Origin of the sequence: Micromonospora sp. DT201, assembly GCF_049841575.1 — a bacterium.
Classification (GTDB): Bacteria; Actinomycetota; Actinomycetes; order Mycobacteriales; family Micromonosporaceae; genus Micromonospora.
The window spans coordinates 43,318-65,156 of the sequence record NZ_JBNCKP010000022.1 but is presented as its reverse complement, the minus strand read 5'-3'; the positions used below and the strand labels follow the sequence as shown (position 1 = coordinate 65,156).

Genomic DNA, 21,839 nt, shown 5'->3' with positions numbered 1-21,839 from the left:
CTAGCCTGGGGTCATGATCCCCCGCTCCCGCGCTACCGGTCGGGCCATGTTCTATCAGGCCTTCTACCGCCTGCCGCTGCCGGTGCGTCGGCGCCTGGTTCGGCTGGCTGTGCCCAAGTACATCGTCGGTGCGGTCACCCTGGTCCGTGACGCCGAGGCGACGGGCGCGGGCCGGTTGCTGATGCTGCGCCAGCCGCCCGGCAAGGGCTGGTCACTCCCCGCCGGCCTGCTGGACCGCGGCGAAGCTCCGGTGGTGGGCGCGGCCCGCGAACTGTTCGAGGAATCCGGCATCCGACTCCCCCCGTCCCGGCTGCGTCCGGCGGTGCCGAACGCGATCGTGCACGCCAAGGGCTGGGTGGACATGGTCTTCGAGACGGAGGTGCCGGCGTCCAGCACCACGTTGGCGGTCGACGGCGCTGAGGTCTTCGAGGCCGCCTGGCACCCCCTGGACGACCTGCCCAAGCTGACCTGGCCGACCGCCCGGCTGCTCGCCTACTACGACATCGGCCCGCTGGCCGGGCAGTTCCCGCCACCGGTCCCCGACGACATGCCATGACCGGCTTGGCTGGCGGGCCGGCGGACCTGTGCGCGGTGGTGCTCGCCGCCGGCGAGGGCACCCGGTTGCGCCCGCTCACCGAACGGGTGCCCAAAGCTCTCTGCCCGGTGGGCAACGTGCCACTGCTGGACCGGGCGTTGGCCCGGCTGGCGGGGCTGGGCCTGACCGGTCCCGCCCAGGTCGCGGTGAACGCCTGCTACCTCGGCGACCAGGTGGTCGCGCACGTGGGCGACCGCGCGCACCTGTCCGTCGAGCCGGGCGACCCGCTGGGCACCGCGGGTGGGGTGGCCAACCTGCGGGACTGGATCGACGGGCGGCCGGTGCTGGTCGGCAACGCCGACGCGTACCTCGCCGACCCGGCGGCTCTACCGGGCCCGGACGTGGCCGCCCTGCTGGACGGGTGGGACGGCCACACCGTACGCCTGCTCGGCCAGCCCGCCGCGGACCCGGCGGCACCGGGCACCTTCGCCGGGCACTGCTTCACCGGCTTCTCGCTGCTGCCCTGGCGGCTTGTCCGCGACTTACAGGTCGTCTTCTCCGACCTGGTCCGCGCCCTCTGGCGCCCGGCGGAGGCGGCGGGTGCTCTGGAGGTGGTGCCCTACCCGGGCACCTTCTACGACACCGGCACCCCGGCCGACTACCTGGCGGCCAACCTGCACGCCGCGGCCGGCGGCACCCTGGTCGACCCGTCCGCCACGGTGACCGGTCACTGCGGGGAGTCGGTGGTCGGCGCAGGCGCGCGGGTGTACGGCGACATCGAGCGCACGGTGGTCTGGCCGGGCGCGACGGTGCACGACGGCGAGCGGCTGCGTGACGCGATCCGGGCCGGAGACAACCTGACCGTGCCGGTCACCTGAACACCAACCCTCGGCATCGATTGGGCAGAGAACATCTAGCATGGGCGACGACGCCGACGAACGGAGAAATGTCCCGTGATCACCGCTATCGTGCTGATCGACTGCGCCACCGACGCGATCCCCGAGGTGGCGGAGACCCTGGCCAACCTTCCCGGCGTCAGCGAGGTCTACTCGGTGGCCGGGCACGTCGACCTCATCGCCATCGTCCGGGTCCGCGAGTTCGACCAGATCGCCCAGGTCATCGCGGGCAGCATCTCCAAGGTGCCGGGCGTGCTCAACACCGAGTCGCACATCGCATTCCGCGCGTACTCCCAGCACGACCTGGAGGAGGCGTTCGCGATCGGCCTGTCCAGCGCCGACTGACCAACGCACGCACAACGGCCGGTCCACCACACGGTGGACCGGCCGTCTGCTGTCGCTACATCAGCTCTCGCTGGGAGCCGGCGTTTCAGTGGTGCCGCCACCCGGAGCCGGGGACTCAGTGCTGCCACCCGGAGCCGGGGACTCGGTGCCAGTGCCACCCGGAGCCGGCGACTCGGTGCCAGTGCCACCCGGGCTGGGCGTACCGCTGGCGCTGGTCTGCGGAACCGGGATGCCCAGCTTGTTGGCGAGCTGCACCAACTCGTCGTAGTGCGCCTGCAGCGTCGGCAGCGCGGTCTGTGCCAACTGGACCACCGACTGCTCGGAGCCCTGCGAGATCTCCGTCTGCGTGGCCTGGATGGCCTGGACGTGACCGGCCAGCTCACTGGTCACCCAGAGCTTGTCGAACGCCGCACCGCTGGCGTTGTTCAGCTTGTCGATCACCTGCTGCTGATCGGCGCTCGGCTCGTTCGGCAACTCCACCCCGAGCTGGGATGCGGTCTGCTGCACCGTCTGGTCCAGCTGGGTGTGGTCGGTCTTCAGCATCGCGCCCAGGTCCTTGACCCCTTGGTCCTGACCCTTCTGCTGTGCCAGGTCACCGGCGGTGATCTCGAACAGGTTGACCTGGTGCACCGCCTGCAGGTACTGGGTGTCCTGCGTCGACGGCTGTGCCGCAGCCTGCGCGGCCGCAGCCGGTGCGACCCCGACCAGTACCAGCGCGGCCAACAGGCCGAGGCGTTTGATACCCAACATGCTTCCCCCCCTTGAGAACGTTGGACCGCACGGATACCCGGCTCACCGGGGTTATTCCTGCGATCGCCCGTCGCGCGGGGTCGACCGGTCCCGCCATGGCCGTCCGACTCCTGGTCGGATGGGCGGCGGGTGCCGCATAACGACGTGGCGCCCGCCGGAATCCGGCGGGCGCCACGTAACGGTGCGTTCGGGCAGGTCAGCGGCGGCTCTCGCCGCTGCCGATCTCCTCGCGCTCGGGCCGGGCCTCGACCGGCGGGTGCCCCGGCGAAACCGGTGCCTCGACCGGCTTCTCGATCGGGTAGAAGAAGCCCCGGATGGCCGGGCCGAGGGCCCCCAGCCGGTTCATCTTCTTTGGCACGACCCAGCCGACGTAGTCCAGCTCGCCGTGACCATCCGCGTGCCCGTTCGACGCGCTGAGCGGCTGGTGCACCTCGACGAACCGGCCGTCCGGCATGCGCCGGATGATGCCGGTTTCCACGCCGTGCGCGAGCACCTCCCGGTCGTGCTGCTGCAGACCCAGGCAGAGCCGGTACGTGACGTAGTAAGCGATCGGCGGGACCACCAGCAGACCGATCCGGCCAGCCCAGGTCATCGCGTTCAAGCTGATCTGGAACTTGTCGGCGATCACGTCGTTGGCACCGGAGAGCGTCAGCACGATGTAGAAAGCGACGGCCATGGCACCGACCGCGGTCCGGGCCGGAACGTCGCGGGGCCGCTGGAGCAGGTTGTGGCTCTTGCGGTCCTTGAGGTGCCGGGCTTCCAGGAACGGGTACATCGTCGACAGGCCCACCAGGATGCCGGGCAACACGACCGTCGGCCAGAACAGCGGCGGGATGACGTACCCGTCACCGAGCGGGATGTTGATCTCCCAGGCCGGCATGAGTCGGGTCGACCCGTCGAGGAACATGACGTACCAGTCAGGCTGGCTGGCGGCCGAGACGACCCACGCCTCGTACGGGCCGAACAGCCAGATCGGGTTGATCTGCAGCAGACCGCCCATCAGCGCGATGACGCCGAAGACGACCATGAAGAAGCCGCCCTGCTTCAGCGCGTACCGCGGGAACATCCGCTCGCCGACCACGTTGTTGTTGGTCCGGCCGGGGCCGGGCCACTGGGTGTGCTTCTGCTTGAAGACCAGGCCCAGGTGGACACTGATCAGGGCGAGCAGCAGGCCCGGGATGAGCAGCACGTGGGCGATGAACATCCGGCTGATGATCATCACGCCCGGGAACTCGCCACCGAAGATCGACGAGGTGACCCAGGACCCGACCACCGGGATGGACAGCATGATCGCCGAGGCGATCCGCAGGCCGGTGCCGGACAGGCCGTCGTCCGGCAGGCCATAGCCGGTGAAGCCGGCCAGGAAGCCGACCCAGAACAGCAGCGAGCCGATGATCCAGTTGGTCTCGCGCGGCTTGCGGAAGGCACCGGTGAAGAAGACCCGCAGCATGTGCACGACGATCGCGGACATGAACAGCAGCGCCGCCCAGTGGTGCATCTGCCGCATCACCAGACCACCCCGGACGTCGAACGACAGGTCCAGGCTGGAGGCGTACGCGGCGGACATCGGCGTGCCCTGCAACGGCGCGTAGCTGCCGTCGTAGACCACCTCGGTCATCGCCGGCTCGTAGAACAGGGTCAGGAACACACCGGTCAGCAGCAGCACGACGAACGAGAACAGCGCGATCTCGCCGAGCAGGAAGGACCAGTGGTCCGGGAAGACCTTGTTCAGCAGCTTGCGCAGCGGGGTGGCCACCTGGAAGCGGTCGTCCACTCCCACCGCGGCCTTGCCCGGCATCGCCGCAAGGTCAAACTTTCGACGCTTCATGGCCGCTCCCAGAAATCAGGCCCGACGGTCTCGGTGTAGTCGGACTTCGCCACGAAGAAGCCCTCTGAGTCCACCTCGATCGGCAGCTGCGGCAGCCGCCGGCTGGCGGGGCCGAAGACGGGCCGGGCGTTGTCGGTGATCAGGAACTGGGACTGGTGGCACGGGCAGAGCAGCCGGTTGGTCTGCTGCTCGTACAAGCTGGCCGGGCAGCCTGCGTGCGTGCAGACCTTGGAGAACGCCGCGTAGTTGCCCCACATGAAGTTGCCGTGGCCGACCCGCTCGTTGGCCCGACGCGACTCCTGCGCGTCGGAGTCCCGAAGGTGGATCAGCAGCGTCGGCGAGTCGGCATGCTTGTTGCTCACGCCGTGCTCGATGCCCGGGAAGACGGTCAGCTGACCACCGGCGCTGACGTCCGCGGGGCGGACCGGCCGGCCGTCCTCGCGGACGAGGCGGATCGGCTGACCGCCCTCGGCCGTGGCGAACCCGGTCGTGAACATCTGGTTGTTCTTGTGGGGCTGGGAGATCAGACCGCCGACCAGTGGTGCCGCGAGGACCGCGCCGACCGGCGCGAGACCGGCCAGCAGCGAGATGCCCAGCAGCGGGCGACGCTTCACACCCAGCTCGTCGGCCATGTAGAGCATGGTCTGGCCGGTGATGGTGCGGCCTTCCTCATCGACCGCGCCCTCGTGCCGGTCCTGGATCGAGACCTCCTTGGGCAGCAACTTCTTGCCCCAGGTCAGGATGCCGAAGCCGACGGCGAGCAGGGCCACGCCGAGGGTGAAGCCCAGCAGCGGGGTGTAGAACTTGTCGCCGCCACGGCCCGGCTCGTACTGCCACGGCCACCAGATGTAGATGGCCAGGAAGGCGGTCGCGGCGAGCCCGGTGATCAGGAAGAACCCGGCGACCACGCGGGTCAGCCGACGCTCTGCCTTGGTGCCGGGCAGCACCTGCGGCTCGTAGTGGACGATCTCGATGTCGTCCCGACGCGCGCCCTCACGAACGATGTCGAACCGGGTCAGCTTGGGGTCGTTCACGTCGAGCGGCTCCCGGCCCTGCGGGGCCTGGTGCTCGGTGTGGGTGCTCATGCCGTCACCTCGCTACGGGTGGCGCCGAGCGGCACCACAGCACTGATTCGAATGATCCGCTCAGTCACGACTTGCCCGCAATCCACAGGCTGGCGAAGACGAGCGCCACGATGCCAATCAGGAAGATCGCCAGGCCCTCGGTGGACGGACCGTACCGCCCGAGGTTCAACCCGCCCGGGTCCTGGTCGTGCTTCAGCGTCTCCTGGATGTAGGAGATGATGTCGGCCTTCTGCTCCGGTCGAAGCTGGTTGTCGCCGAACACCGGCATGTTCTGCGGACCGCTCAGCATCGCCGCGTAGATCTGGCGGTCGGTCGCGGGGTGCAGGCTCGGGGCGAACTTGCCCGAGGAGAGCGCACCGCCGCCGCCACCGAACGCGTGGCACTGCGAGCAGTTGATCCGGAACAGCTCGCCGCCAGCAGCGACGTTGCCATCTTCGTGGAGGTCGTCGCCGTCGGGCACGACCGGGCCGCCACCGAGCTCCTGGATGTACTGGGCGAGCTGACGGGTCTGCTCGTCGGTGAAGACCGGGGGCTTGCGGTGCGCCTGGGCCTCCTGGCGGGCCAGCGGCATCCGCCCGGAGCTGACCTGGAACTCGACCGAGGCCGCGCCGACGCCGATCAGGCTCGGCCCACGACCCTCGACACCCTGGGCGTTGCGGCCGTGACAGGTCACGCAGCTCACGTCGAACAGCGCCTTGCCCTCGGCGGCGGCACCGGTCAGCTGCGGGTTGTCCTGCGCCTGGGCACCTGGAGCGAAGACGGTGTAGGCGCCGCCGGCGAGCATCAGCGCGGCGATCAGCCGGACCGCGGCGCCCAGCCGGCGGCGGCCCCTGCTGCGCGCGGCGGGCCGCTCGCGCAACCGCGCGAGCAGACCGCGTCGGCGGTCGTTGTCAGAAGTCATGAGCGGTGTCCTTAACCGGTTGGACCTGTCTCAGGGGACGGAGCAGCAGCGCAAAATGTGACGCGCAAGATCACTGGAGCCAGTAGATCATGGCGTACAGCCCGATCCACACGACGTCGACGAAGTGCCAGTAGTACGACACGACGATCGCCGAGGTCGCCTGCGCCGGGGTGAACCGGCCCATGGTCGTACGGACCATGAAGATGATGAAGGCGATCAGGCCGCCGGTCACGTGCAGGCCGTGGAAGCCGGTGGTCAGGTAGAACACCGACCCGTACCCGTCTCCGTTGATCTTGATGCCGTCCTCGACCAGGTGCCGGTACTCGTTCAGCTGGCCGAGCACGAAGATCAGGCCCATCACGAAGGTGACGGTGAACCAGCGCCGCAGCGCGTGCACGTCGCCCTTCTCCGCCGCGAAGACGCCGAGCTGGCACGTCACCGAGGACAGCACCAGGATCACCGTGAAGGTGGTCGCGTACGGGATGTTCAGCGATTCGGTGTGCTTCTCCCATTGCTCCGGCGCAGCCGCGCGGATGGAGAAGTACATCGCGAACAACGCCGCGAAGAACATGAGTTCGCTGGAGAGCCACACGATCGTCCCGACGCTGACCATGTTCGGTCGGGTCAGAGAGTGGATCCGGCTCTTGTCAATGGCTGGGGCCGCAGTCACGCCGTCATTATTGCCCCTGACCGGTGCCCGCCATCAGCGGGGTGGCAAACCTGCGCCTTCCGTGGCCCGAGCGACAGGGTCCGGTTCGCCTGGCCTAGCCTGAAAAGCGTGCTGCACGTCGATCCGATCTTCGCCGCCACCTCGGCCCCACCGCCCTTCACCGTCGGCGCGGTGCTGACCGAGACCCGTCTGGACAGTTGGCTGGCCCTCGGCCTGGTGCTCGCCGCCGGCCTGTACCTCTACGGGGTGTACCGGCTGCGCCTGCGTGGCGACCGCTGGCCGATCGCCCGTACCGTGTTCTTCCTCGGCCCCGGACTGGGCGGTATCGCCCTGGTCACGGTCAGCGGGCTACACGCGTACGACACGGCGATGCTGTCCGTGCACATGATCCAGCACATGGTGCTGTCCATGGTGGCGCCGATCTTCCTCGCGCTGGGCGCGCCGATGACCCTGGCCCTGCGGACCCTGCCGGTCGGGCCGCGCAAGCGCCTGCTGGCGATCGTGCACAGCCGCGTCGCCCGGGTCTACAGCTTCCCGCTGGTGGCGTTCGCCATCTTCGTGGTCAACCCGTTCGCCCTGTACTTCAGCGACCTGTACCGCTTCACCCTCGACCACGCCTGGGCGCACGAGCTGGTGCACGCGCACTTCATCATGACCGGCTGCGTGTTCTTCTGGCCGCTGCTCGGCCTCGACCCGTTGCCCGGCCGCTGGCCGTACCCGGCGCGTGCGCTGCTGATGCTGCTCTCCGTGCCGTTCCACACCGTGCTCGGCCTCACCATCATGCAGAGCAGCACGCTCTTCGGCGGCGACTGGTACCCGTCGCTCAACCTGAGCTGGGTCGACCCCTGGGCCGACCAGGTGGTCGCTGGCGGCATCCTCTGGGCAGGCGGTGAGTTCGTCAGCGTGACGATGCTCGCGGTGCTGGTGGTCCAGTGGGTCAAGCAGTCCGAACGGGAGGCCCGCCGGGTCGACCGCGAGCTCGACCGCCAGGAGGCCCGCGAGCGCGCCGCCGACAGCGCGACCGCCTGAGCTGCCCGGACGGTACGCCCCGGCGGGTGGCGACGGGCGGGATGTCAGCTACGTCACGCCGACCGGTACGATCGGCGGGCAGCTACGAGGTGGGAGCCTGTCAGCCATGAGCGATCGTCTGTGTACCGTCCTGCTCTACAGCGACGACCCGCAGGTCCGTGACCAGATGCGGATGGCCGTCGGCACTCGACCCGCGCCCGGGCTGCAGATCGAGTTCGTCGACGCGTCGACCTACGCGGAGACCATCCGGCTGGTCGACGACTACGAGATCGACCTGCTGCTCCTCGACGGTGAGGCGAGCCCGGGCGGCGGCATCGGCATCGCCCGGCAGATCAAGGACGACCGGGACGACGCTCCCCCGACCTGCCTGGTGATCGCCCGCGCCGCCGACCGATGGCTCGCCGCGTACGCCGAGGTCGACGCGACGCTGGTGCACCCGCTCGACCCGGTGACCACCGGCGGCACGGTGGCCGAGCTGCTGCGGACGCACGCACCCGCCTGACGTCCCCAAGCTCTCCGGCACCTCCACGGCGCCGGGTCTCCTCGGCGCCGATTCCAGCCCACCCGCACTTCGCATGCTCGGGAGGCCCGCCATGGGCGATCGGACCTGGCCGCACCTGCTCAACGCGCTGCTGCTCGGCGAGGAGCTCTCCACCGCCGACACCGCCTGGGCGATGGACGAGATCATGACCGGCTCGGCGAGCGCGGTGCAGATCGCCACCTTCGCCGTGGCGCTGCGGGCCAAGGGTGAGACCCCGGCCGAGCTGGCCGGTCTGGTGGAGGCGATGCTGGGTCGCTCGGTCCCGGTGGTGCTCCCCGAGGAGCTGCGCCGCACCGCGCTCGACGTGGTCGGCACCGGCGGTGACCTCGCCCATACGGTCAACATCTCCACGATGACGGCGCTGGTGGTCGCCGGCGCGGGCGTCCGCGTCGTCAAGCACGGCAACCGCGCCGCCTCGTCCCTGTGTGGCACCGCCGATTTGCTGGAGTTCCTCGGCATTCCGCTGGATCTCGGCCCGGAGCAGGTCGCCCGCTGTGTCGAGGAGGCCGGCATCGGGTTCTGCTTCGCGGCCCGGTTCCACCCCGGGATGCGCCACGCCGGCCCGATCCGCCGCGAGGTGGGGGTGCCCACCTTCTTCAACTTCCTCGGCCCGCTGACCAACCCGGCCCGGCCCCGCGCCGGCGCGGTCGGCTGCTTCGACCTGCGGATGGCCCCGGTGATGGCCAGCGTCTTCGCGGCCCGCGGGGACTCGGCGATCGTGCTGCGCGGCGAGGACGGGCTGGACGAGTTCACCACCGCCGCACCGACCCGGGTCTGGGTGGCCCAGGGCGGCACCGTACGCGAGGCTGTGCTGGACGCGACGGACCTCGGGGTACCCCGGTCCGCCCTCGCGGACCTGCGGGGCGGTGACGCCACGTACAACGCCGGCGTGGCCCGTCGCCTGCTGGCCGGTGAGACGGGCCCGGTCCGGGACGCGGTGCTGGTCAACGCCGCTGCGGCGCTCGCCACCCAGGGTCCACTCGATGGCGACCTGACCGAGGCGCTGCGCGCCGGCCTGGACCGCGCGGCCGAGTCGATCGACTCCGGCGCTGCCGCCGCGACCCTCGACCGTTGGATCAAGACCGCCACCACAGTCTGACCGGCTGCCCGCTGAGCCAGCGGGCCGGCGGACCGGCGGTGGGCGGGGATTTGTCGGACCCGCGTGGAAGCCTGCAGCCGAGTAGTTCTCCGCTCCCGTTGCGCGCCGCTGTCGCATCCGGGGCGGGTCCACCCGACGTGAAGAGGAGACACCCGTGTCGCACCGCGAGCTCTACTGCGACGTCTGCGAGGGCGTGGCACCGTTCGAGGCGCCGCCCTGCGTCGACGGCCACGGCACCGACTGTCCTGAGTTGATCTGCACCGGCTGCGGCGCCGCCATGGTGATCGCCACGTTCGCTTTCCCCGTCACGCGACTGGCCGAACGCCGACGCCGCCAGCCCGCCCGCCGCCACGCCGCCTGAGAGACCACCACCCGCCCACCTCAAGCCCGTTCCACCCGGTCCCGCCTCCGACCGGCCCCTCGGCACCTGCTCTACCTTCGACCGGCCCTGCTCCCGACCGGCCCTGCTCCCGACCGGCCCTGCTCCCGACCGGCTCTGTCGGCCTAGCCCCGCTTCCGACCAGCCCCGCCCGAGCGGCCCTTCTCGGCCTGGTCCCGCTTCCAAGCGGTCCGCTTCCGATCGGCCATGCCTTCGTCCGGCCCTCTCGGCCCGGTCCGGTCGGCACCGTCTCGCCCCCGTCCGGCACCACCCCGCCCGGTCCGGCACACTCTGCCCCCGGGCCGGCCGCGTTCAGCCCTAGCCTCGGCGCGCAGCGTCTCGATCGACTCAATATCGCCGATGTTGTGGCATCCCCCCACGCTTATACCGCCACATCGGCGACGTGGAGTCGATCATCCGACCACCGACGCGGAAGCCTGCGCTGCCGCACTCCATCGGGCACCGTCGGCCCTTGGCGGAGGCGCTCGGCCAGGACACGACGAAGGAACACTCGGCTGGAGGAACACTCGAAGGCCCGCTCCCCTGGGGGAACGGGCCTTCGTGGCGTACGTGTCGGTTGCGACGGCAACCAGGTGGATCAGTGCTCGGCGGTGCGTCGAGTGCCGGTGTAGTACTCGAACAGCAGCCCGCAGGCGGAGAAGACGACCGCCAGCAGGCCGGCGCCGATCAGCCAGAACTGCCAGAACACCATGCCGAGCGCGGCGATCGCGGCAGCCAGCGCCAGACCGAACGGCCAGTAGCTGCCCGGGCTGAAGAAGCCAACCTCACCGGCGCCGTCGGCGATCTCGGCGTCCGCACGGTCCTCCGGGCGCAGGTCGATCCGGCGGGAGACGAACCAGAAGAAGCCACCGCACATCGAGCAGAGCAGGAAGGACAGCAGCAGGGCGACGGTGCCCACCCACTCGACGCCGCCCGACGCGCCGTGCGTCCAGGTGCCGTAGAGGATGGTGGCACCGAAGAGGAACACGGCGATGATCAGGAAGATACGCCACTCGGTCTTCATGCCGCTGCCTCAGCTTCCCGTACGGGCCGGAGCGTCGTCCGGGTTGAAGTTGTCCTGCGTCCGCCGGGTGTCGAACGGCTCGGTCGTCCCCGCGTACGGCTGCTCACCAATCTCGGTCAGCGCGTCCTGGGTCGACTTGCCGCCCTGCTTGGCAGCCAGGAACTGGTCGTACTTCTCCGGCGAAACCACCCGCAGCTCGAAGTTCATGAACGCGTGGTAGCTGCCGCACAGCTCGGCGCACCGTCCGACGTAGGCGCCCTCGGCGTCCAGGCTGGAGACCTCGAACACGTTGCGGATCTTGCCCGGCATGACGTCCCGCTTGAACAGCAACTCCGGCACCCAGAACGAGTGGATGACGTCGCGGCTGGTCTCCTCGAAACGAATGGACCGGTTGGTCGGAAGCACCAGCACCGGAATGACCTCGCTGGTGCCGAGCGTCGACGCGGTGGTGCGAGCCTCGGGGCCCTGGCCGTCGCGGTAGTTGAACTGCCAGTTCCACTTGAAGGCGACGACCTCGACCGTGACATCCGGGTTCTTCGACAACTTGTCGACGTCGGTCTGAACGATCGCCGTGTAGTAGAAGAGCACGGAGACGATCAGGATCGGCGCGATGGTGTAGAGGAACTCCATCGGCAGGTTGTAGCGGGTCTGCACCGGCAGCGCGTTGCCACGCTTGCGGTATCGCACGACGCACCAGAAGATCAGGCCCCACACGAAGACGCCGACCGCGAGGGCTGCGACACAGGAGGCGATCCACAGGTCGTACATCCGCTTGGACTCCGCCGAGATGCCGCCCTGCGGCCAGCCGAAGCCGTGGAACGTCTGACCGACGTCACAGCCCGTGAGCAGGATCAGCAGCGCCACGCCACTGAGACCGAGCCCGGCCAACCGACCAGCACCACGCCCCCGGCGTCCACCGACCCCTGGCGAAGCGCTGTGCCGTACGGCCGACGGCCGTACCTCCGAACTCCTTGCGACCACCTGGTCCTGCCTCCCTAGCGCGCCGCGGTGCGTCCTTCGTCAGCACCGGCGGCAAAGGCGTCACCGACGGTCGCAGATTACTCGACCATGGCGGACTCGACCGTGGTGGGGTCACTGTCCACCCCCATCGGGGGGATCCTGGGCATACCGCCGCGATAGCGTGTTGTCCTGTGAGCGCGATGAGTAAGCCGAGGTTGCGAGCCCCGCAGTCGCGAGCAGAGGCGGACCTGTGAGTGCATCCCCGGCCTACCTGGACGCGGCGACCGCCGCGCCCATGCATCCGGTCGCACGGCAGGCGCTGCTGGCCGCCCTCGAAGACGGCTGGGCCGACCCGGGCAAGCTCTACACCCAGGCCCGTCGGGCGCGGCAACTGCTCGACGCCGCCCGCGAGGCCACCGCGCTGACGCTCGGCGTTCGCGCCGACGAGGTCTCCTTCACCCCCAGTGGTACGACCGCAGCCCATGGCGCGGTGCTCGGAGGCCTGGCGGGACGACGCCGGATCGGGTCGGCGCTTGTGCATTCTGCGATCGAGCATTCGGCGGTGCTGCACGCCGCCGAGCGGCACGTCACGGCGGGCGGGACGGCCGCTGGGGTGCCGGTCGACCGGTTGGGCCGGCTGGATCTGACGGCGTGGTCGGCTGCCGTCCGGGCCCCCGGGGTCGCGCTGGCCGCGCTGATCACCGCCAGTCACGAGGTGGGCACCGTGCAACCGGTCGCCGAGGCGGCCGCCGCCTGCGCCGACGTGGGGGTGCCGCTCTACGTGGACGCCGCGCAGTCGGTCGGCCGGGTGCCGCTGCCGGCCGGCTGGTCGGTGCTCACGGCAAGCGCCCACAAGTGGGGCGGCCCACCCGGGGTGGGGGTGTTGGCGGTCCGTAAGGGCACCCGCTGGGAGTCACCCTGGCCGGCCGACGAGCGGGAGGGTGGGCGTACCCCTGGGGTGGTGAACCTGCCGGCGGTGGTGGCGGCGGCGGCGAGCCTGCGGGCGGCGGCGGCCGACGCGGCAGCCGAGGCGACGCGGCTGGCTCCGCTGGTGGACCGGATCCGGGCGCGGGTCGCGGCGGAGGTGCCCGACGTGGAGGTGGTGGGCGACCCGGTGCTCCGGCTCCCCCACCTGGTCACCTTCTCGTGCCTGTACGTCGACGGCGAAGCACTGCTGCACGCACTGGACCGGCGGGGCTTCGCCGTGTCGTCTGGTTCGTCCTGCACCTCGTCGACGCTGCGCCCGTCGCACGTGCTGGAGGCCATGGGGGTGCTCTCGCATGGCAACGTGCGGGTCAGCCTGCATCGGGAGTCGACCGAGGCGGACGTGGAGCGGTTCCTGACCGAGCTGCCCGGGATCGTCGCCGAGTTGCGCGCCGAGGCTGGGGTGGTGGGGCTGTGACGATGCCGGACGAGGTGATCGACTGCCGGGGGCAGCGCTGCCCGCTGCCCGTGATCGCGGCGGCCCGGCGGCTGCCACAGGTGCCGGTGGGCACGGTGGTCCGGGTGCTCGCCGACGACCCGGCGGCGGCGGTCGACATCCCCGCCTGGTGCCGGATGCGCGGTCAGGAGTTCCTCGCGGCGATCACGGGCCCGGACGGCCCCGCCTTCGACATCCGCCGCACCCACTGAGGCGCGTCCTGCCGCATCCAGCTCAGGCGGCGTCGCGCCCCTGCCGGTGCGCCTCGGTGGTGTGCATTGCCCGCCGGAGGACAGTCAGGTGCTGCTCCAGCGCCTCGGCCTGGTGCCACACCCGACGCTGCTCAAGCCTCAGCCGCTCCATGGCGTCGTCGAGATCCGCGCCGGAAAGTTCCAGGTCGTAGACCAGTTCCAGCTCGTCCTCGGCGCCGTCCGGCAGATCCTCGACGAGCGCGATCACTTCTCGTACCGCGCCGTCGAGAGCGGACAGGTTGTCAGCGAAGGTGTGCGCCTCAGGTAGACCATCAACATCGGCCAACCACTTGTCGCCCTCGCCAATGACGCGAACCCTATAAATCTGACTGCTCACCCCAACCACCCTTTTCCGAACAACGGTGCCATGTCCCGCTCGATCGCCCTCAACGTGCCGATCGGGAGATCCCCACCGTGCTGTGGCCCACCGTGCGCACCGTCACCTTGGAGCCATCCTCAAGCTCGGCGGATGCCTGGAACATGCGGTGCGATCCCCGCTGCCGAACCTGCCAGCCACCGAGGCGCTCGATTCGTTGTATGACCTCCCGCGCCCTCACGAGGCTAATCGTCATCGGCACACGCGCGCCGGTCAATGTTCCCGCGCCGTGGGCGGTTGTTGACCGACGCCGACCTGATTGCCGGAGTGGTTCGAGACCTATGCCGGCCTGGCAGCGGTCAGGATCTGCAGTGCGCGGTGCCGTCGATCGGGTCGACGATCCAGCGACGGCTACCCCCGCCGGTCTGTCCGGCTTCCTCGCCAAGAGCCGCATCGTCTGGCCGAGCCTCGCCCAGCAGGTCGCTCACGGCAGGAGGTGGGGGCGGATCTCGTCTGCGGCGGTGTCGCCGTAGGACTCGGCCAACCGCTTGACGAACAGGTCGCGGCGGACCTCGTACTCCTGGGTCCCGACGGTTTCCAGGACCAGGGTGGCCAGCAGCGAGCCGACCTGGGCGGCCCGCTCCAGGCCGAGCCCCCAGGAGAGCGCGGTGAAGAAGCCGGCCCGGAAGCCGTCGCCCACCCCGGTCGGGTCGACCGCCCGGATCTCCCGCGCGATCGGTACGTGGATCGGGTCGATGCCCCGCCCGGCGATCTCCACACCGTGCTTGCCCAGCGTGGTGACCCGCACCTTGACCAGGTCCAGCAGTTGGTCGTCGCTCAACTGCGCCTTGCTCTGCAGCAGCGACTTCTCGTAGTCGTTGGTCATCAGGTACTCGGCGCCTTCGATCAGCGCCACCACGTCCTCGCCGGGCATCCGGGCGAGCTGCTGGGAGGGGTCAGCGGCGAACGCGTACCCCCGGGTGCGGCACTCGGCCGAGTGCCGCAGCATCGCCTCGGGGTCGTTGGCACTGACCAGCACCAGGTCGAGCCCGCCGAGCCGGTCGGCGATCGGGGCGAGTTCGATGTTGCGCGCCTCACTCATCGCACCCGCGTAGAACGACGCGATCTGGCACATGTCCGTGTCGGTGGTGCAGACGAACCGGGCGGTGTGCGCCACCTCGCTGATGTGCACCGAGTCGCAGTCCACGCCGTGGCGCTCCAGCCAGGAGCGGTAGTCGGCGAAGTCCGCCCCCACCGCGCCGAGCAGCACCGGGCGAAGCCCGAGCTGCCCCATGCCGAAGGAGATGTTCGCCGCCACGCCGCCGCGACGGAGCACCAGGTCATCCACCAGGAAGGAGAGGGACACCTTGTGCAGCTGATCGGCGATGAGCTGGTCGGCGAAGCGACCGGGGAAGCTCATCAGGTGATCGGTGGCGATCGAGCCGGTGACAGCGATCTTCATGTCAACCCTCGGGGTCGGGAGCAGGGCGCGGTCAGCCTACCGGCCGGGCAACCTGACGGCGACCGGTCGGTAGGACATCGGCAACCGGGCCGCCACCGCGACTTCTCCGACCGTTCCCAACGGGTACGACTTCACACCACGACGACAACGGGGCCGTCCCGAAGGACGGCCCCGTTTGTGCTGGACTGTGCTGTGTGACTCAGTTGAACGAGTCACCGCAGGCGCACGAGTTGCCCGCATTGGGGTTGTCGATCGTGAAGCCCTGGGCGTCGATCCGGTCGGCGAAGTCGATCGTCGCGCCGGAAAGGTACGGGGCGCTCATCCGGTCGACGACGACCTCGACACCACCGAAGTCGGTGACGACATCACCGTCGAGCGAACGCTCGTCGAAGAAGAGCTGGTACCGCAGGCCGGAGCAGCCGCCCGGCTGCACGGCGACGCGGAGCCGCAGGTCGTCGCGGCCTTCCTGCTCGATCAGGGCCTTGACCTTCTGCGCCGCGACGTCGGTGAGGACGACGGAAGTAGGGGCCTGGGCCTCGGTCGACTCGGTCTGCGCTGGCGTGGTCACGTGGAAGTCTCCCTGCGCGGTTTGGGTCCGGACGCACTGGCCAACGTCGCGCGCCGTCCAGTGATTCCCGGTTGTGGTCCTTCGCCGATCGTACGCCGCCCCGGCCGGGCTCACCCGCGTGGCGTAACCCCCGCCGCAGGTCGGTCCGCTCCTCGGCGGGCCGGCGGGGTGGTCGAAACGCTCAGCGGCTCCACTGCCGGGCCAGCCGGGCGCCCAGCTCGCGTAGGCCCTCCGCGGGCCGGCTCAGCGCGGCGTCGAGCCCGCCGCCCTCCTCGCCGCCGAAGTGCTCGACCAGGCTGTACGCATCGGTCACCCCGGCCGAGGCGGCTTCCCGTCGACCGGTGCTCACCTGCCCGGCCACCACCACGCAGGGGACCCCCCGGTCGCGGGCGGCGCCGGCCACCCCGGCGACCACCTTGCCGCGCAGCGACTGATGGTCGAACGACCCCTCACCGGTGATCACCAGGTCGGCGTTGTCCAGTGCGGCGTCCAGGCGAGTGGCCCGGGTGACGAGGCCGATTCCCGACTCGCAACCGCCGCCCAGGGCGAGGATCGCCGCGCCGATGCCACCAGCGGCCCCACCCCCGGGCAACGTGCCGAGCCCGGCCGGGCAGCCGGGCAGATCCCGTTCCAGCACCGCCGCGAAACGCTCCAGCGCGGCGTCGAGAAGCAGCACGTCGGCACGGTCGGCGCCCTTCTGCGGACCGAACACGTTGCTCGCCCCGTGCAGGCCGAGCAGTGGGTTGTCCACGTCGGTGGCCGCGACGAGCCGGACGCCACGAAGCCGGGGTACGCCGTCCACCGCGTCGACGGCGACGAGCGCCGCCCCGCCGTACGGCAGCGCGGCGCCGCCCGCGTCGAGCGGGGTCACGCCCAGCGCGGCGAGCATTCCGGCACCGGCGTCGTTGGTTGCGGAGCCGCCCAGCCCGATCACCACCGTCCGTGCCCCGCTCTCCACCGCGGCGGCCACCAACAGGCCCAGCCCGTACGAGGTGGTGGTCTTCGGGTCACGTTCGGTGGGGGCGAGCAGGTGCAGCCCGCACGCCTGGGCGCTCTCCAGATAGGCGGTCGCGCCGTCGGCGGTGAGCAGGATCTCACCGGCTGCCGGACGGCCCAGCGGGTCGACCGTCGACACCGGCACCCGCCGGCCGCCGAGGGCTTCGGCGAGCACCTCCACGAAGCCCGGCCCACCGTCGGCCAGGGGCCGGATCACCAGGTCGTCCCCGTCGGTGACGGTGCGCCAGCCGGCGGCCACCGCGGCGGCCACCTCCGGTGCGGGCAGGGTACCGGCGAACTTGTCCGGGCAGAGCAGCACGCGCATGCCGAGCAGTGTGGCAGCCCACACCGAGGGAAGCTGCGTCGCGCTCGCGCTGTGGGACCATGGGTCACGTGACTTCGACCTGGGTGGAACCCTCCAACACGGCGACGGCTCTGCTGCTGCTCGGCCGGGGCAGCGACCCCGACACCGAGCGTGGCGTGGAGTGTCCGGGCGACCTGCCGGCGCCCAGCGATCCTGATCTGGTGGCCCGCGCCACGGCCGCGAAGGCGAAGCTGGGGAGCAAGGTCTTCGTGCTGGGGCACCACTACCAGCGCGACGAGGTGATCCAGTTCGCCGACGTGACCGGCGACTCGTTCAAGCTGGCCCGGGAGGCTGCGGCTCGTCCGGACGCGGAATACATCGTCTTCTGCGGCGTGCACTTCATGGCCGAGAGCGCGGACATCCTCACCACCGACTCCCAGCGGGTGATCCTGCCGGACCTCGCGGCGGGCTGCTCGATGGCGGACATGGCGGTCCTGGGTCAGGTCGAGGCGGCCTGGGACACCCTGACCGAGTTGGGCATCGCCGGCGACACCGTGCCGGTGACGTACATGAACTCCTCGGCCGACATCAAGGGCTTCGTCGGCCGTAACGGCGGCGTGGTCTGCACCTCGTCCAACGCCAAGCGCGCCCTGGACTGGGCGTTCGAGCAGGGGTCGAAGGTGCTCTTCCTGCCCGATCAGCACCTGGGCCGCAACACGGCCGTGCTGGAGATGGGCCTTTCGCTGGACGAGTGCGTCCTCTACGACCCGCACAAGCCCGGTGGCGGCCTCACACCGGAGCAGCTGCGTGACGCCAAGATGATCCTCTGGCGGGGGCACTGCTCGGTGCACGGCCGGTTCACCCTCGACAGCGTCAACGACGTACGGGCGCGGGTGCCCGAGGTCAACGTGCTGGTCCACCCGGAGTGCCGGCACGAGGTGGTCACTGCCGCCGACTACGTGGGCTCCACCGAATACATCATCAAGACCATCGAGGCGGCTCCGACCGGGTCGGCGTGGGCGTTGGGCACCGAGTTGAACCTGGTCCGCCGGCTCGCGCTGGCGCACCCGGACAAGCAGATCATGTTCCTGGACAAGGCCGTCTGCTACTGCTCGACGATGAACCGGATCGATCTGCCGCACCTGGTCTGGGCTCTTGAGGAGCTGGTCGCGGGACGGGTCGTCAACCAGATCACGGTGGACGCCGACACCGCGCACCACGCCCGGGTCGCGTTGGACCAGATGCTCGCCCTGCCCGGCGCGGACACCCCGCCGCCCGCCGCGTCCTGATCACGATCTGTAGTGCTCTTGGTACGCAAAAGCGCCGGATCACCGATTAATGCCACACACGCCAATGTGACCGAGTCCTTTTTCGTCACCGAGGGCTATGCTGCCGGAGCGACGACACACGCGGGCCGTTTCGACTTGGCCGCATCCGGGGTAGCGACGACGTTAAGGCTCCCCACCAACAACACGGCAGCACCGACGCGCTGGAGGTTGCGTTGACCGACGACGTCCTGGTCGTACACGGAGGCACTCCGCTTGAAGGGCGGATCCGCGTGCGCGGCGCGAAGAACCTGGTTTCGAAGGCGATGGTCGCCGCGCTCCTCGGCGACAGCCCGAGCCGATTGTTCGACGTGCCGAAGATCCGCGACGTCGAGGTGGTCCGGGGTCTGCTCGGCCTGCACGGCGTCAAGGTCACCGACGGCGCCGAGGACGGCGAGCTCGTCTTCGACCCGGCGAACGTGGAGAGCGCCAGCACCGATCAGATCAACGTGCACGCCGGCTCCAGCCGGATTCCGATCCTGTTCTGCGGCCCCTTGCTGCACCGGCTCGGGCACGCGTTCATCCCGGACCTTGGCGGTTGCCACATCGGCCCGCGCCCGATCGACTTCCACCTGCAGGCGCTGCGGGAGTTCGGCGCAACGGTCGACAAGCGGCCGGAGGGTCTGCACCTGTCCGCGCCGAACGGGCTGCACGGCACCAAGTTCGCCCTTCCGTACCCGAGCGTCGGCGCCACCGAGCAGGTGCTGCTGACCGCGGTGATGGCCGAGGGCGTCACCGAGCTACGCAACGCCGCGGTGGAGCCGGAGATCATCGACCTGATCTGCATCCTGCAGAAGATGGGCGCGATCATCAAGGTCCACACCGACCGGGTGATCGAGATTCAGGGTGTGCCAAAGCTGCACGGCTACACCCACCGGCCGATCCCGGACCGGATCGAGGCGGCGAGCTGGGCGGCCGCTGCCCTGGCCACCCGCGGTCACGTCGAGGTGCTCGGCGCGCAGCAGGCCGACATGATGACCTTCCTGAACATCTTCCGCTCGGTCGGCGGCGAGTACGAGGTCACCGACGCGCGCGCGCCGAAGCTGGGCGACCCGGGCCAGGAGGGCGGCATCCGCTTCTGGCACCCGGGCGGCGAGCTGAACGCGGTGGCGCTGGAGACGGACGTGCACCCCGGCTTCATGACCGACTGGCAGCAGCCGCTGGTCGTGGCGCTCACCCAGGCCCGCGGCCTGTCGATCGTCCACGAGACGGTCTACGAGCAGCGGTTGGGCTACACCGAGGCACTGAACTCGATGGGCGCCAACATCCAGGTCTACCGGGACTGCCTCGGCGGCACCCCGTGCCGCTTCGGCCGGCGCAACTTCAAGCACTCCGCGGTGATCGCCGGGCCGAGCAAGCTGCACGCCGCCGACCTGGTCATCCCGGACCTGCGGGCCGGGTTCAGCCACCTGATCGCGGCGCTCGCGGCCGAGGGCACCTCTCGGGTATACGGCGTCGACCTGATCAACCGGGGCTACGAGGACTTCGAGGCGAAGCTCGCCGACCTGGGCGCGCACGCCGAGCGTCCGTAACCTCGGTCACCCATCGTTCGGCTACGACGGCTCCAGGTCGCACTGCGACCTGGAGCCGTCGCCCGGTGTACCGCGATGTGCACCGGGCGCGGACCGTTGGCTACCCTTGCCGCGTGCCGTCGCTCTTTCGCCGCAAGTCCAGTGACCTCGTCGACGAGGCCGTCTCCTCCGTAACCGCCGAAGAGACCGCCGAGCGTTCCCGGGGTTACACGCCCGCCAAGGGTCGGGAGACGCCGAAGCGGCCGACCGTCGGCCGCCGCCCGGCCGGCCCCAGCCGCCCCCTCACCAAGGAGGAGGAGCGGGAACGCCGTCGTCAACTGCGCACCGAGGCCGCGTCGGAGTTCCGCCGCGAGGGCGGCCCCCGCGACCGTGGCCCGGAACGGCTGCTGGCCCGCAACGTGGTCGACTCACGGCGTACCGTCGGCACCTGGTTCTTCGGCGGCGCGCTGATCGTGCTGATCGGCTCGAACGCGGCGATGCCACCGGTGGTCCGGTTGGTCTCCAACGTGCTCTGGGGCGCGCTGGCGCTGGGCGTGGTAGTCGACTCGGTGCTGATCTGCCGCAAGATCAGCAGGCTGGTCCGGGAACGCTTCCCGAAGACCGACCAGCGGATGGGCTCGCTCTTCCTCTACGCGATCATGCGGTCGATCACCTTCCGGCGGATGCGCGCTCCCGCCCCGCAGGTCAAGCTCGGCGACAAGGTCTGACCGCTTGAGGCGGGCTGCCAGCAGCCATTGCTGCGCCCGGAGGGCAAGCACGCCGGGAAGCGTCCGGACGATCGCTGTTCGTTGTAACGTACGCATGGTTCATCATGCTGAACAGGCTGGTGCTGTTCGTCGCAACGAACGTTGATCCGATGGAGCGAACGCATGCCTCCGGAACCGACCGCGCCGCTGGCCACCATTGCCGCTGCCCTGCGTCGGGAGCGGGAACGGGTCGGCGTTTCGCTTACCGAACTCGCCCGCCGGGCGGGGGTGGCCAAGTCCACGCTCTCCCAACTCGAGTCGGGCACCGGCAACCCGAGCGTGGAGACGCTCTGGGCGTTGGGCGCGGCACTCGGCGTGCCCTTCAGCCGGTTGGTGGAGCCCCACGACGACGGCGTACGGGTCATCCGAGCCGGGGACGGGCCTCGGGTCCGCTCCGAGCAGGCCGACTTCACCGGCACACTGCTCAGCGCGGGGGCGGCACACCTGCGCCGGGACGTCTACCTGATCGAGCTGGAGCCGGGCGCGGTTCGAGCCGCGGACGGGCACACCCCGCGCAGCGTCGAACATGTGGTGGTGGCCGCAGGCCGGCTGCGGGTCGGCCCCGAGACGGCTTCCGTCGAACTTGGCCCCGGCGACTACGTCACGTTCCCCGGTGACGCCCCGCACCGCTACGAGGCGCTCGCTCCCGGCACGTTCGCCGTCCTCATCATGGAGCATCCCTGACCGAGGGCGATGATCCCGCCGGGGCAAGGCGGCCGTCGAATGCGATATGGTCGGTGACCGGATTGGGTTATATGACCAAATGTCCGAAACCATTGGGATAACGTTTGCGTCCGTGGGCGGTGCCACAGTGGCGGTGAGCGAGCCCACGCCGTTACCCTCCATCCGCAGCCACGGCCTGCCGGAGCGGGCGACC

24 protein-coding genes and 1 pseudogene are annotated in these 21,839 nt (G+C 70.2%); 13 read left to right on the top strand and 12 right to left on the bottom strand.

Annotated features, from left to right (window positions below):
* Positions 1 to 13 precede the first annotated feature (13 nt).
* From ACLQ28_RS28390 to ACLQ28_RS28380, 3 genes are all read left to right on the top strand, one after another.
* A complete protein-coding gene (locus ACLQ28_RS28390) occupies positions 14 to 556 on the top strand; it encodes an NUDIX hydrolase (RefSeq protein ID WP_425689316.1) in 543 nt (180 codons plus the stop codon).
* Positions 553 to 1,413: a nucleotidyltransferase family protein gene (locus tag ACLQ28_RS28385; protein ID WP_425689315.1), complete on the top strand. Its 861-nt coding sequence runs from the start codon at positions 553 to 555 to the stop codon at positions 1,411 to 1,413. Before ACLQ28_RS28390 ends, ACLQ28_RS28385 begins: the two co-directional genes overlap by 4 nt.
* A gap of 75 nt (positions 1,414 to 1,488) precedes the next feature.
* Positions 1,489 to 1,776 (top strand): Lrp/AsnC family transcriptional regulator, encoded by a 288-nt coding sequence (locus ACLQ28_RS28380; RefSeq protein WP_425689314.1) that lies wholly within the window; start codon positions 1,489 to 1,491, stop codon positions 1,774 to 1,776.
* Between the two features lie 60 nt (positions 1,777 to 1,836).
* On the opposite strand, the gene ACLQ28_RS28375 is transcribed toward ACLQ28_RS28380, so the two are convergent.
* From ACLQ28_RS28375 to ACLQ28_RS28355, 5 genes are all read right to left on the bottom strand, one after another.
* Complete coding sequence (locus tag ACLQ28_RS28375) at positions 1,837 to 2,526, bottom strand: DUF4142 domain-containing protein (RefSeq protein WP_425689313.1); 690 nt, start codon at positions 2,524 to 2,526, stop codon at positions 1,837 to 1,839.
* Between the two features lie 196 nt (positions 2,527 to 2,722).
* Positions 2,723 to 4,354, bottom strand: coding sequence for a cytochrome b N-terminal domain-containing protein (locus ACLQ28_RS28370; RefSeq protein ID WP_425689312.1), 1,632 nt, complete (start codon positions 4,352 to 4,354; stop codon positions 2,723 to 2,725).
* Complete coding sequence (locus ACLQ28_RS28365; RefSeq protein ID WP_425689311.1) at positions 4,351 to 5,439, bottom strand: ubiquinol-cytochrome c reductase iron-sulfur subunit; 1,089 nt, start codon at positions 5,437 to 5,439, stop codon at positions 4,351 to 4,353. The genes ACLQ28_RS28370 and ACLQ28_RS28365 overlap by 4 nt, the downstream gene beginning before the upstream one ends.
* A 64-nt stretch (positions 5,440 to 5,503) precedes the next feature.
* Positions 5,504 to 6,340 (bottom strand): cytochrome c, encoded by an 837-nt coding sequence (locus ACLQ28_RS28360; protein ID WP_425689310.1) that lies wholly within the window; start codon positions 6,338 to 6,340, stop codon positions 5,504 to 5,506.
* Between the two features lie 70 nt (positions 6,341 to 6,410).
* Positions 6,411 to 7,010 carry an aa3-type cytochrome oxidase subunit III gene (locus ACLQ28_RS28355; RefSeq protein WP_110564150.1) on the bottom strand — a complete coding sequence of 200 codons (600 nt, stop codon included), beginning with the start codon at positions 7,008 to 7,010 and terminating at the stop codon, positions 6,411 to 6,413.
* 108 nt (positions 7,011 to 7,118) lie between these two features.
* On the opposite strand from ACLQ28_RS28355, the gene ACLQ28_RS28350 reads away from it, so the two are divergent.
* The 4 genes from ACLQ28_RS28350 (at position 7,119) to ACLQ28_RS28335 (ending at position 10,040) form a co-directional block, all read left to right on the top strand.
* Positions 7,119 to 8,039, top strand: coding sequence for a cytochrome c oxidase assembly protein (locus ACLQ28_RS28350; protein ID WP_425689309.1), 921 nt, complete (start codon positions 7,119 to 7,121; stop codon positions 8,037 to 8,039).
* 106 nt (positions 8,040 to 8,145) lie between these two features.
* Entirely contained in the window at positions 8,146 to 8,541 is a 396-nt protein-coding gene (locus ACLQ28_RS28345; RefSeq protein WP_110564151.1) for a hypothetical protein, read from the top strand.
* 91 nt (positions 8,542 to 8,632) lie between these two features.
* Entirely contained in the window at positions 8,633 to 9,679 is a 1,047-nt protein-coding gene (trpD, locus tag ACLQ28_RS28340) for an anthranilate phosphoribosyltransferase (protein WP_425689308.1), read from the top strand.
* Positions 9,680 to 9,833: 154 nt separating this feature from the next.
* Positions 9,834 to 10,040 (top strand): hypothetical protein, encoded by a 207-nt coding sequence (locus ACLQ28_RS28335; protein ID WP_425689307.1) that lies wholly within the window; start codon positions 9,834 to 9,836, stop codon positions 10,038 to 10,040.
* A gap of 616 nt (positions 10,041 to 10,656) precedes the next feature.
* Here the strand turns inward: ACLQ28_RS28335 and ACLQ28_RS28330 are convergent.
* Both ACLQ28_RS28330 and coxB read right to left on the bottom strand, forming a co-directional pair.
* Entirely contained in the window at positions 10,657 to 11,082 is a 426-nt protein-coding gene (locus ACLQ28_RS28330; RefSeq protein ID WP_425689306.1) for a cytochrome c oxidase subunit 4, read from the bottom strand.
* A 9-nt stretch (positions 11,083 to 11,091) separates the two neighbouring features.
* Positions 11,092 to 12,063, bottom strand: coding sequence for a cytochrome c oxidase subunit II (coxB, locus tag ACLQ28_RS28325; RefSeq protein WP_425689305.1), 972 nt, complete (start codon positions 12,061 to 12,063; stop codon positions 11,092 to 11,094).
* Between the two features lie 229 nt (positions 12,064 to 12,292).
* On the opposite strand from coxB, the gene ACLQ28_RS28320 reads away from it, so the two are divergent.
* Together ACLQ28_RS28320 and ACLQ28_RS28315 are read left to right on the top strand one after the other, a co-directional pair.
* Positions 12,293 to 13,444 carry a cysteine desulfurase family protein gene (locus tag ACLQ28_RS28320; RefSeq protein WP_425689304.1) on the top strand — a complete coding sequence of 384 codons (1,152 nt, stop codon included), beginning with the start codon at positions 12,293 to 12,295 and terminating at the stop codon, positions 13,442 to 13,444.
* A complete protein-coding gene (locus tag ACLQ28_RS28315; protein ID WP_425689303.1) occupies positions 13,441 to 13,674 on the top strand; it encodes a sulfurtransferase TusA family protein in 234 nt (77 codons plus the stop codon). Before ACLQ28_RS28320 ends, ACLQ28_RS28315 begins: the two co-directional genes overlap by 4 nt.
* Positions 13,675 to 13,696: 22 nt before the next feature.
* On the opposite strand, the gene ACLQ28_RS28310 is transcribed toward ACLQ28_RS28315, so the two are convergent.
* The 5 genes and pseudogenes from ACLQ28_RS28310 to ACLQ28_RS28290 all read right to left on the bottom strand — a co-directional run bounded on the left by ACLQ28_RS28310 (position 13,697) and on the right by ACLQ28_RS28290 (position 17,380).
* Positions 13,697 to 14,050, bottom strand: coding sequence for a hypothetical protein (locus ACLQ28_RS28310; protein WP_425689302.1), 354 nt, complete (start codon positions 14,048 to 14,050; stop codon positions 13,697 to 13,699).
* Positions 14,051 to 14,403: 353 nt separating this feature from the next.
* Positions 14,404 to 14,508 (bottom strand): annotated as a pseudogene (locus ACLQ28_RS28305) (inositol monophosphatase family protein); the annotation flags it as partial.
* 5 nt (positions 14,509 to 14,513) lie between these two features.
* Positions 14,514 to 15,491, bottom strand: a complete 978-nt coding sequence (locus ACLQ28_RS28300; RefSeq protein WP_425689301.1) for a carbohydrate kinase family protein — start codon at positions 15,489 to 15,491, stop codon at positions 14,514 to 14,516.
* Positions 15,492 to 15,690: 199 nt separating this feature from the next.
* Positions 15,691 to 16,059, bottom strand: coding sequence for an iron-sulfur cluster insertion protein ErpA (gene erpA / locus ACLQ28_RS28295; protein WP_007463211.1), 369 nt, complete (start codon positions 16,057 to 16,059; stop codon positions 15,691 to 15,693).
* Positions 16,060 to 16,240: 181 nt separating this feature from the next.
* Positions 16,241 to 17,380, bottom strand: a complete 1,140-nt coding sequence (locus tag ACLQ28_RS28290) for a glycerate kinase (RefSeq protein ID WP_425689358.1) — start codon at positions 17,378 to 17,380, stop codon at positions 16,241 to 16,243.
* Between the two features lie 68 nt (positions 17,381 to 17,448).
* Here ACLQ28_RS28290 and nadA point away from each other — a divergent pair, with 68 nt between their 5' ends.
* The 4 genes from nadA to ACLQ28_RS28270 all read left to right on the top strand — a co-directional run bounded on the left by nadA (position 17,449) and on the right by ACLQ28_RS28270 (position 21,646).
* Positions 17,449 to 18,648, top strand: a complete 1,200-nt coding sequence (gene nadA / locus ACLQ28_RS28285; protein WP_425689300.1) for a quinolinate synthase NadA — start codon at positions 17,449 to 17,451, stop codon at positions 18,646 to 18,648.
* 212 nt (positions 18,649 to 18,860) lie between these two features.
* Entirely contained in the window at positions 18,861 to 20,216 is a 1,356-nt protein-coding gene (gene murA, locus ACLQ28_RS28280) for a UDP-N-acetylglucosamine 1-carboxyvinyltransferase (protein WP_203177790.1), read from the top strand.
* A gap of 113 nt (positions 20,217 to 20,329) precedes the next feature.
* The gene (locus tag ACLQ28_RS28275) at positions 20,330 to 20,923 is read left to right on the top strand and encodes a DUF3043 domain-containing protein (RefSeq protein WP_425689299.1); all 594 of its coding nucleotides are present in this window, start codon (positions 20,330 to 20,332) and stop codon (positions 20,921 to 20,923) included.
* A gap of 162 nt (positions 20,924 to 21,085) precedes the next feature.
* Positions 21,086 to 21,646 (top strand): helix-turn-helix domain-containing protein, encoded by a 561-nt coding sequence (locus ACLQ28_RS28270; RefSeq protein WP_425689298.1) that lies wholly within the window; start codon positions 21,086 to 21,088, stop codon positions 21,644 to 21,646.
* Positions 21,647 to 21,839: the final 193 nt, after the last annotated feature.

Coding starts and splice junctions, on each gene's coding strand:
- ACLQ28_RS28290 (WP_425689358.1), bottom strand. CDS start 17,380: ATGCGCGTGCTGCTCTGCCCGGACAAGTTCGCCGGTACCCTGCCCGCA.
- ACLQ28_RS28360 (WP_425689310.1), bottom strand. CDS start 6,340: ATGACTTCTGACAACGACCGCCGACGCGGTCTGCTCGCGCGGTTGCGC.
- ACLQ28_RS28300 (WP_425689301.1), bottom strand. CDS start 15,491: ATGAAGATCGCTGTCACCGGCTCGATCGCCACCGATCACCTGATGAGC.
- ACLQ28_RS28330 (WP_425689306.1), bottom strand. CDS start 11,082: ATGAAGACCGAGTGGCGTATCTTCCTGATCATCGCCGTGTTCCTCTTC.
- ACLQ28_RS28390 (WP_425689316.1), top strand. CDS start 14: ATGATCCCCCGCTCCCGCGCTACCGGTCGGGCCATGTTCTATCAGGCC.
- ACLQ28_RS28270 (WP_425689298.1), top strand. CDS start 21,086: ATGCCTCCGGAACCGACCGCGCCGCTGGCCACCATTGCCGCTGCCCTG.
- ACLQ28_RS28365 (WP_425689311.1), bottom strand. CDS start 5,439: ATGAGCACCCACACCGAGCACCAGGCCCCGCAGGGCCGGGAGCCGCTC.
- trpD (WP_425689308.1), top strand. CDS start 8,633: ATGGGCGATCGGACCTGGCCGCACCTGCTCAACGCGCTGCTGCTCGGC.
- ACLQ28_RS28370 (WP_425689312.1), bottom strand. CDS start 4,354: ATGAAGCGTCGAAAGTTTGACCTTGCGGCGATGCCGGGCAAGGCCGCG.
- ACLQ28_RS28375 (WP_425689313.1), bottom strand. CDS start 2,526: ATGTTGGGTATCAAACGCCTCGGCCTGTTGGCCGCGCTGGTACTGGTC.
- ACLQ28_RS28345 (WP_110564151.1), top strand. CDS start 8,146: ATGAGCGATCGTCTGTGTACCGTCCTGCTCTACAGCGACGACCCGCAG.
- ACLQ28_RS28385 (WP_425689315.1), top strand. CDS start 553: ATGACCGGCTTGGCTGGCGGGCCGGCGGACCTGTGCGCGGTGGTGCTC.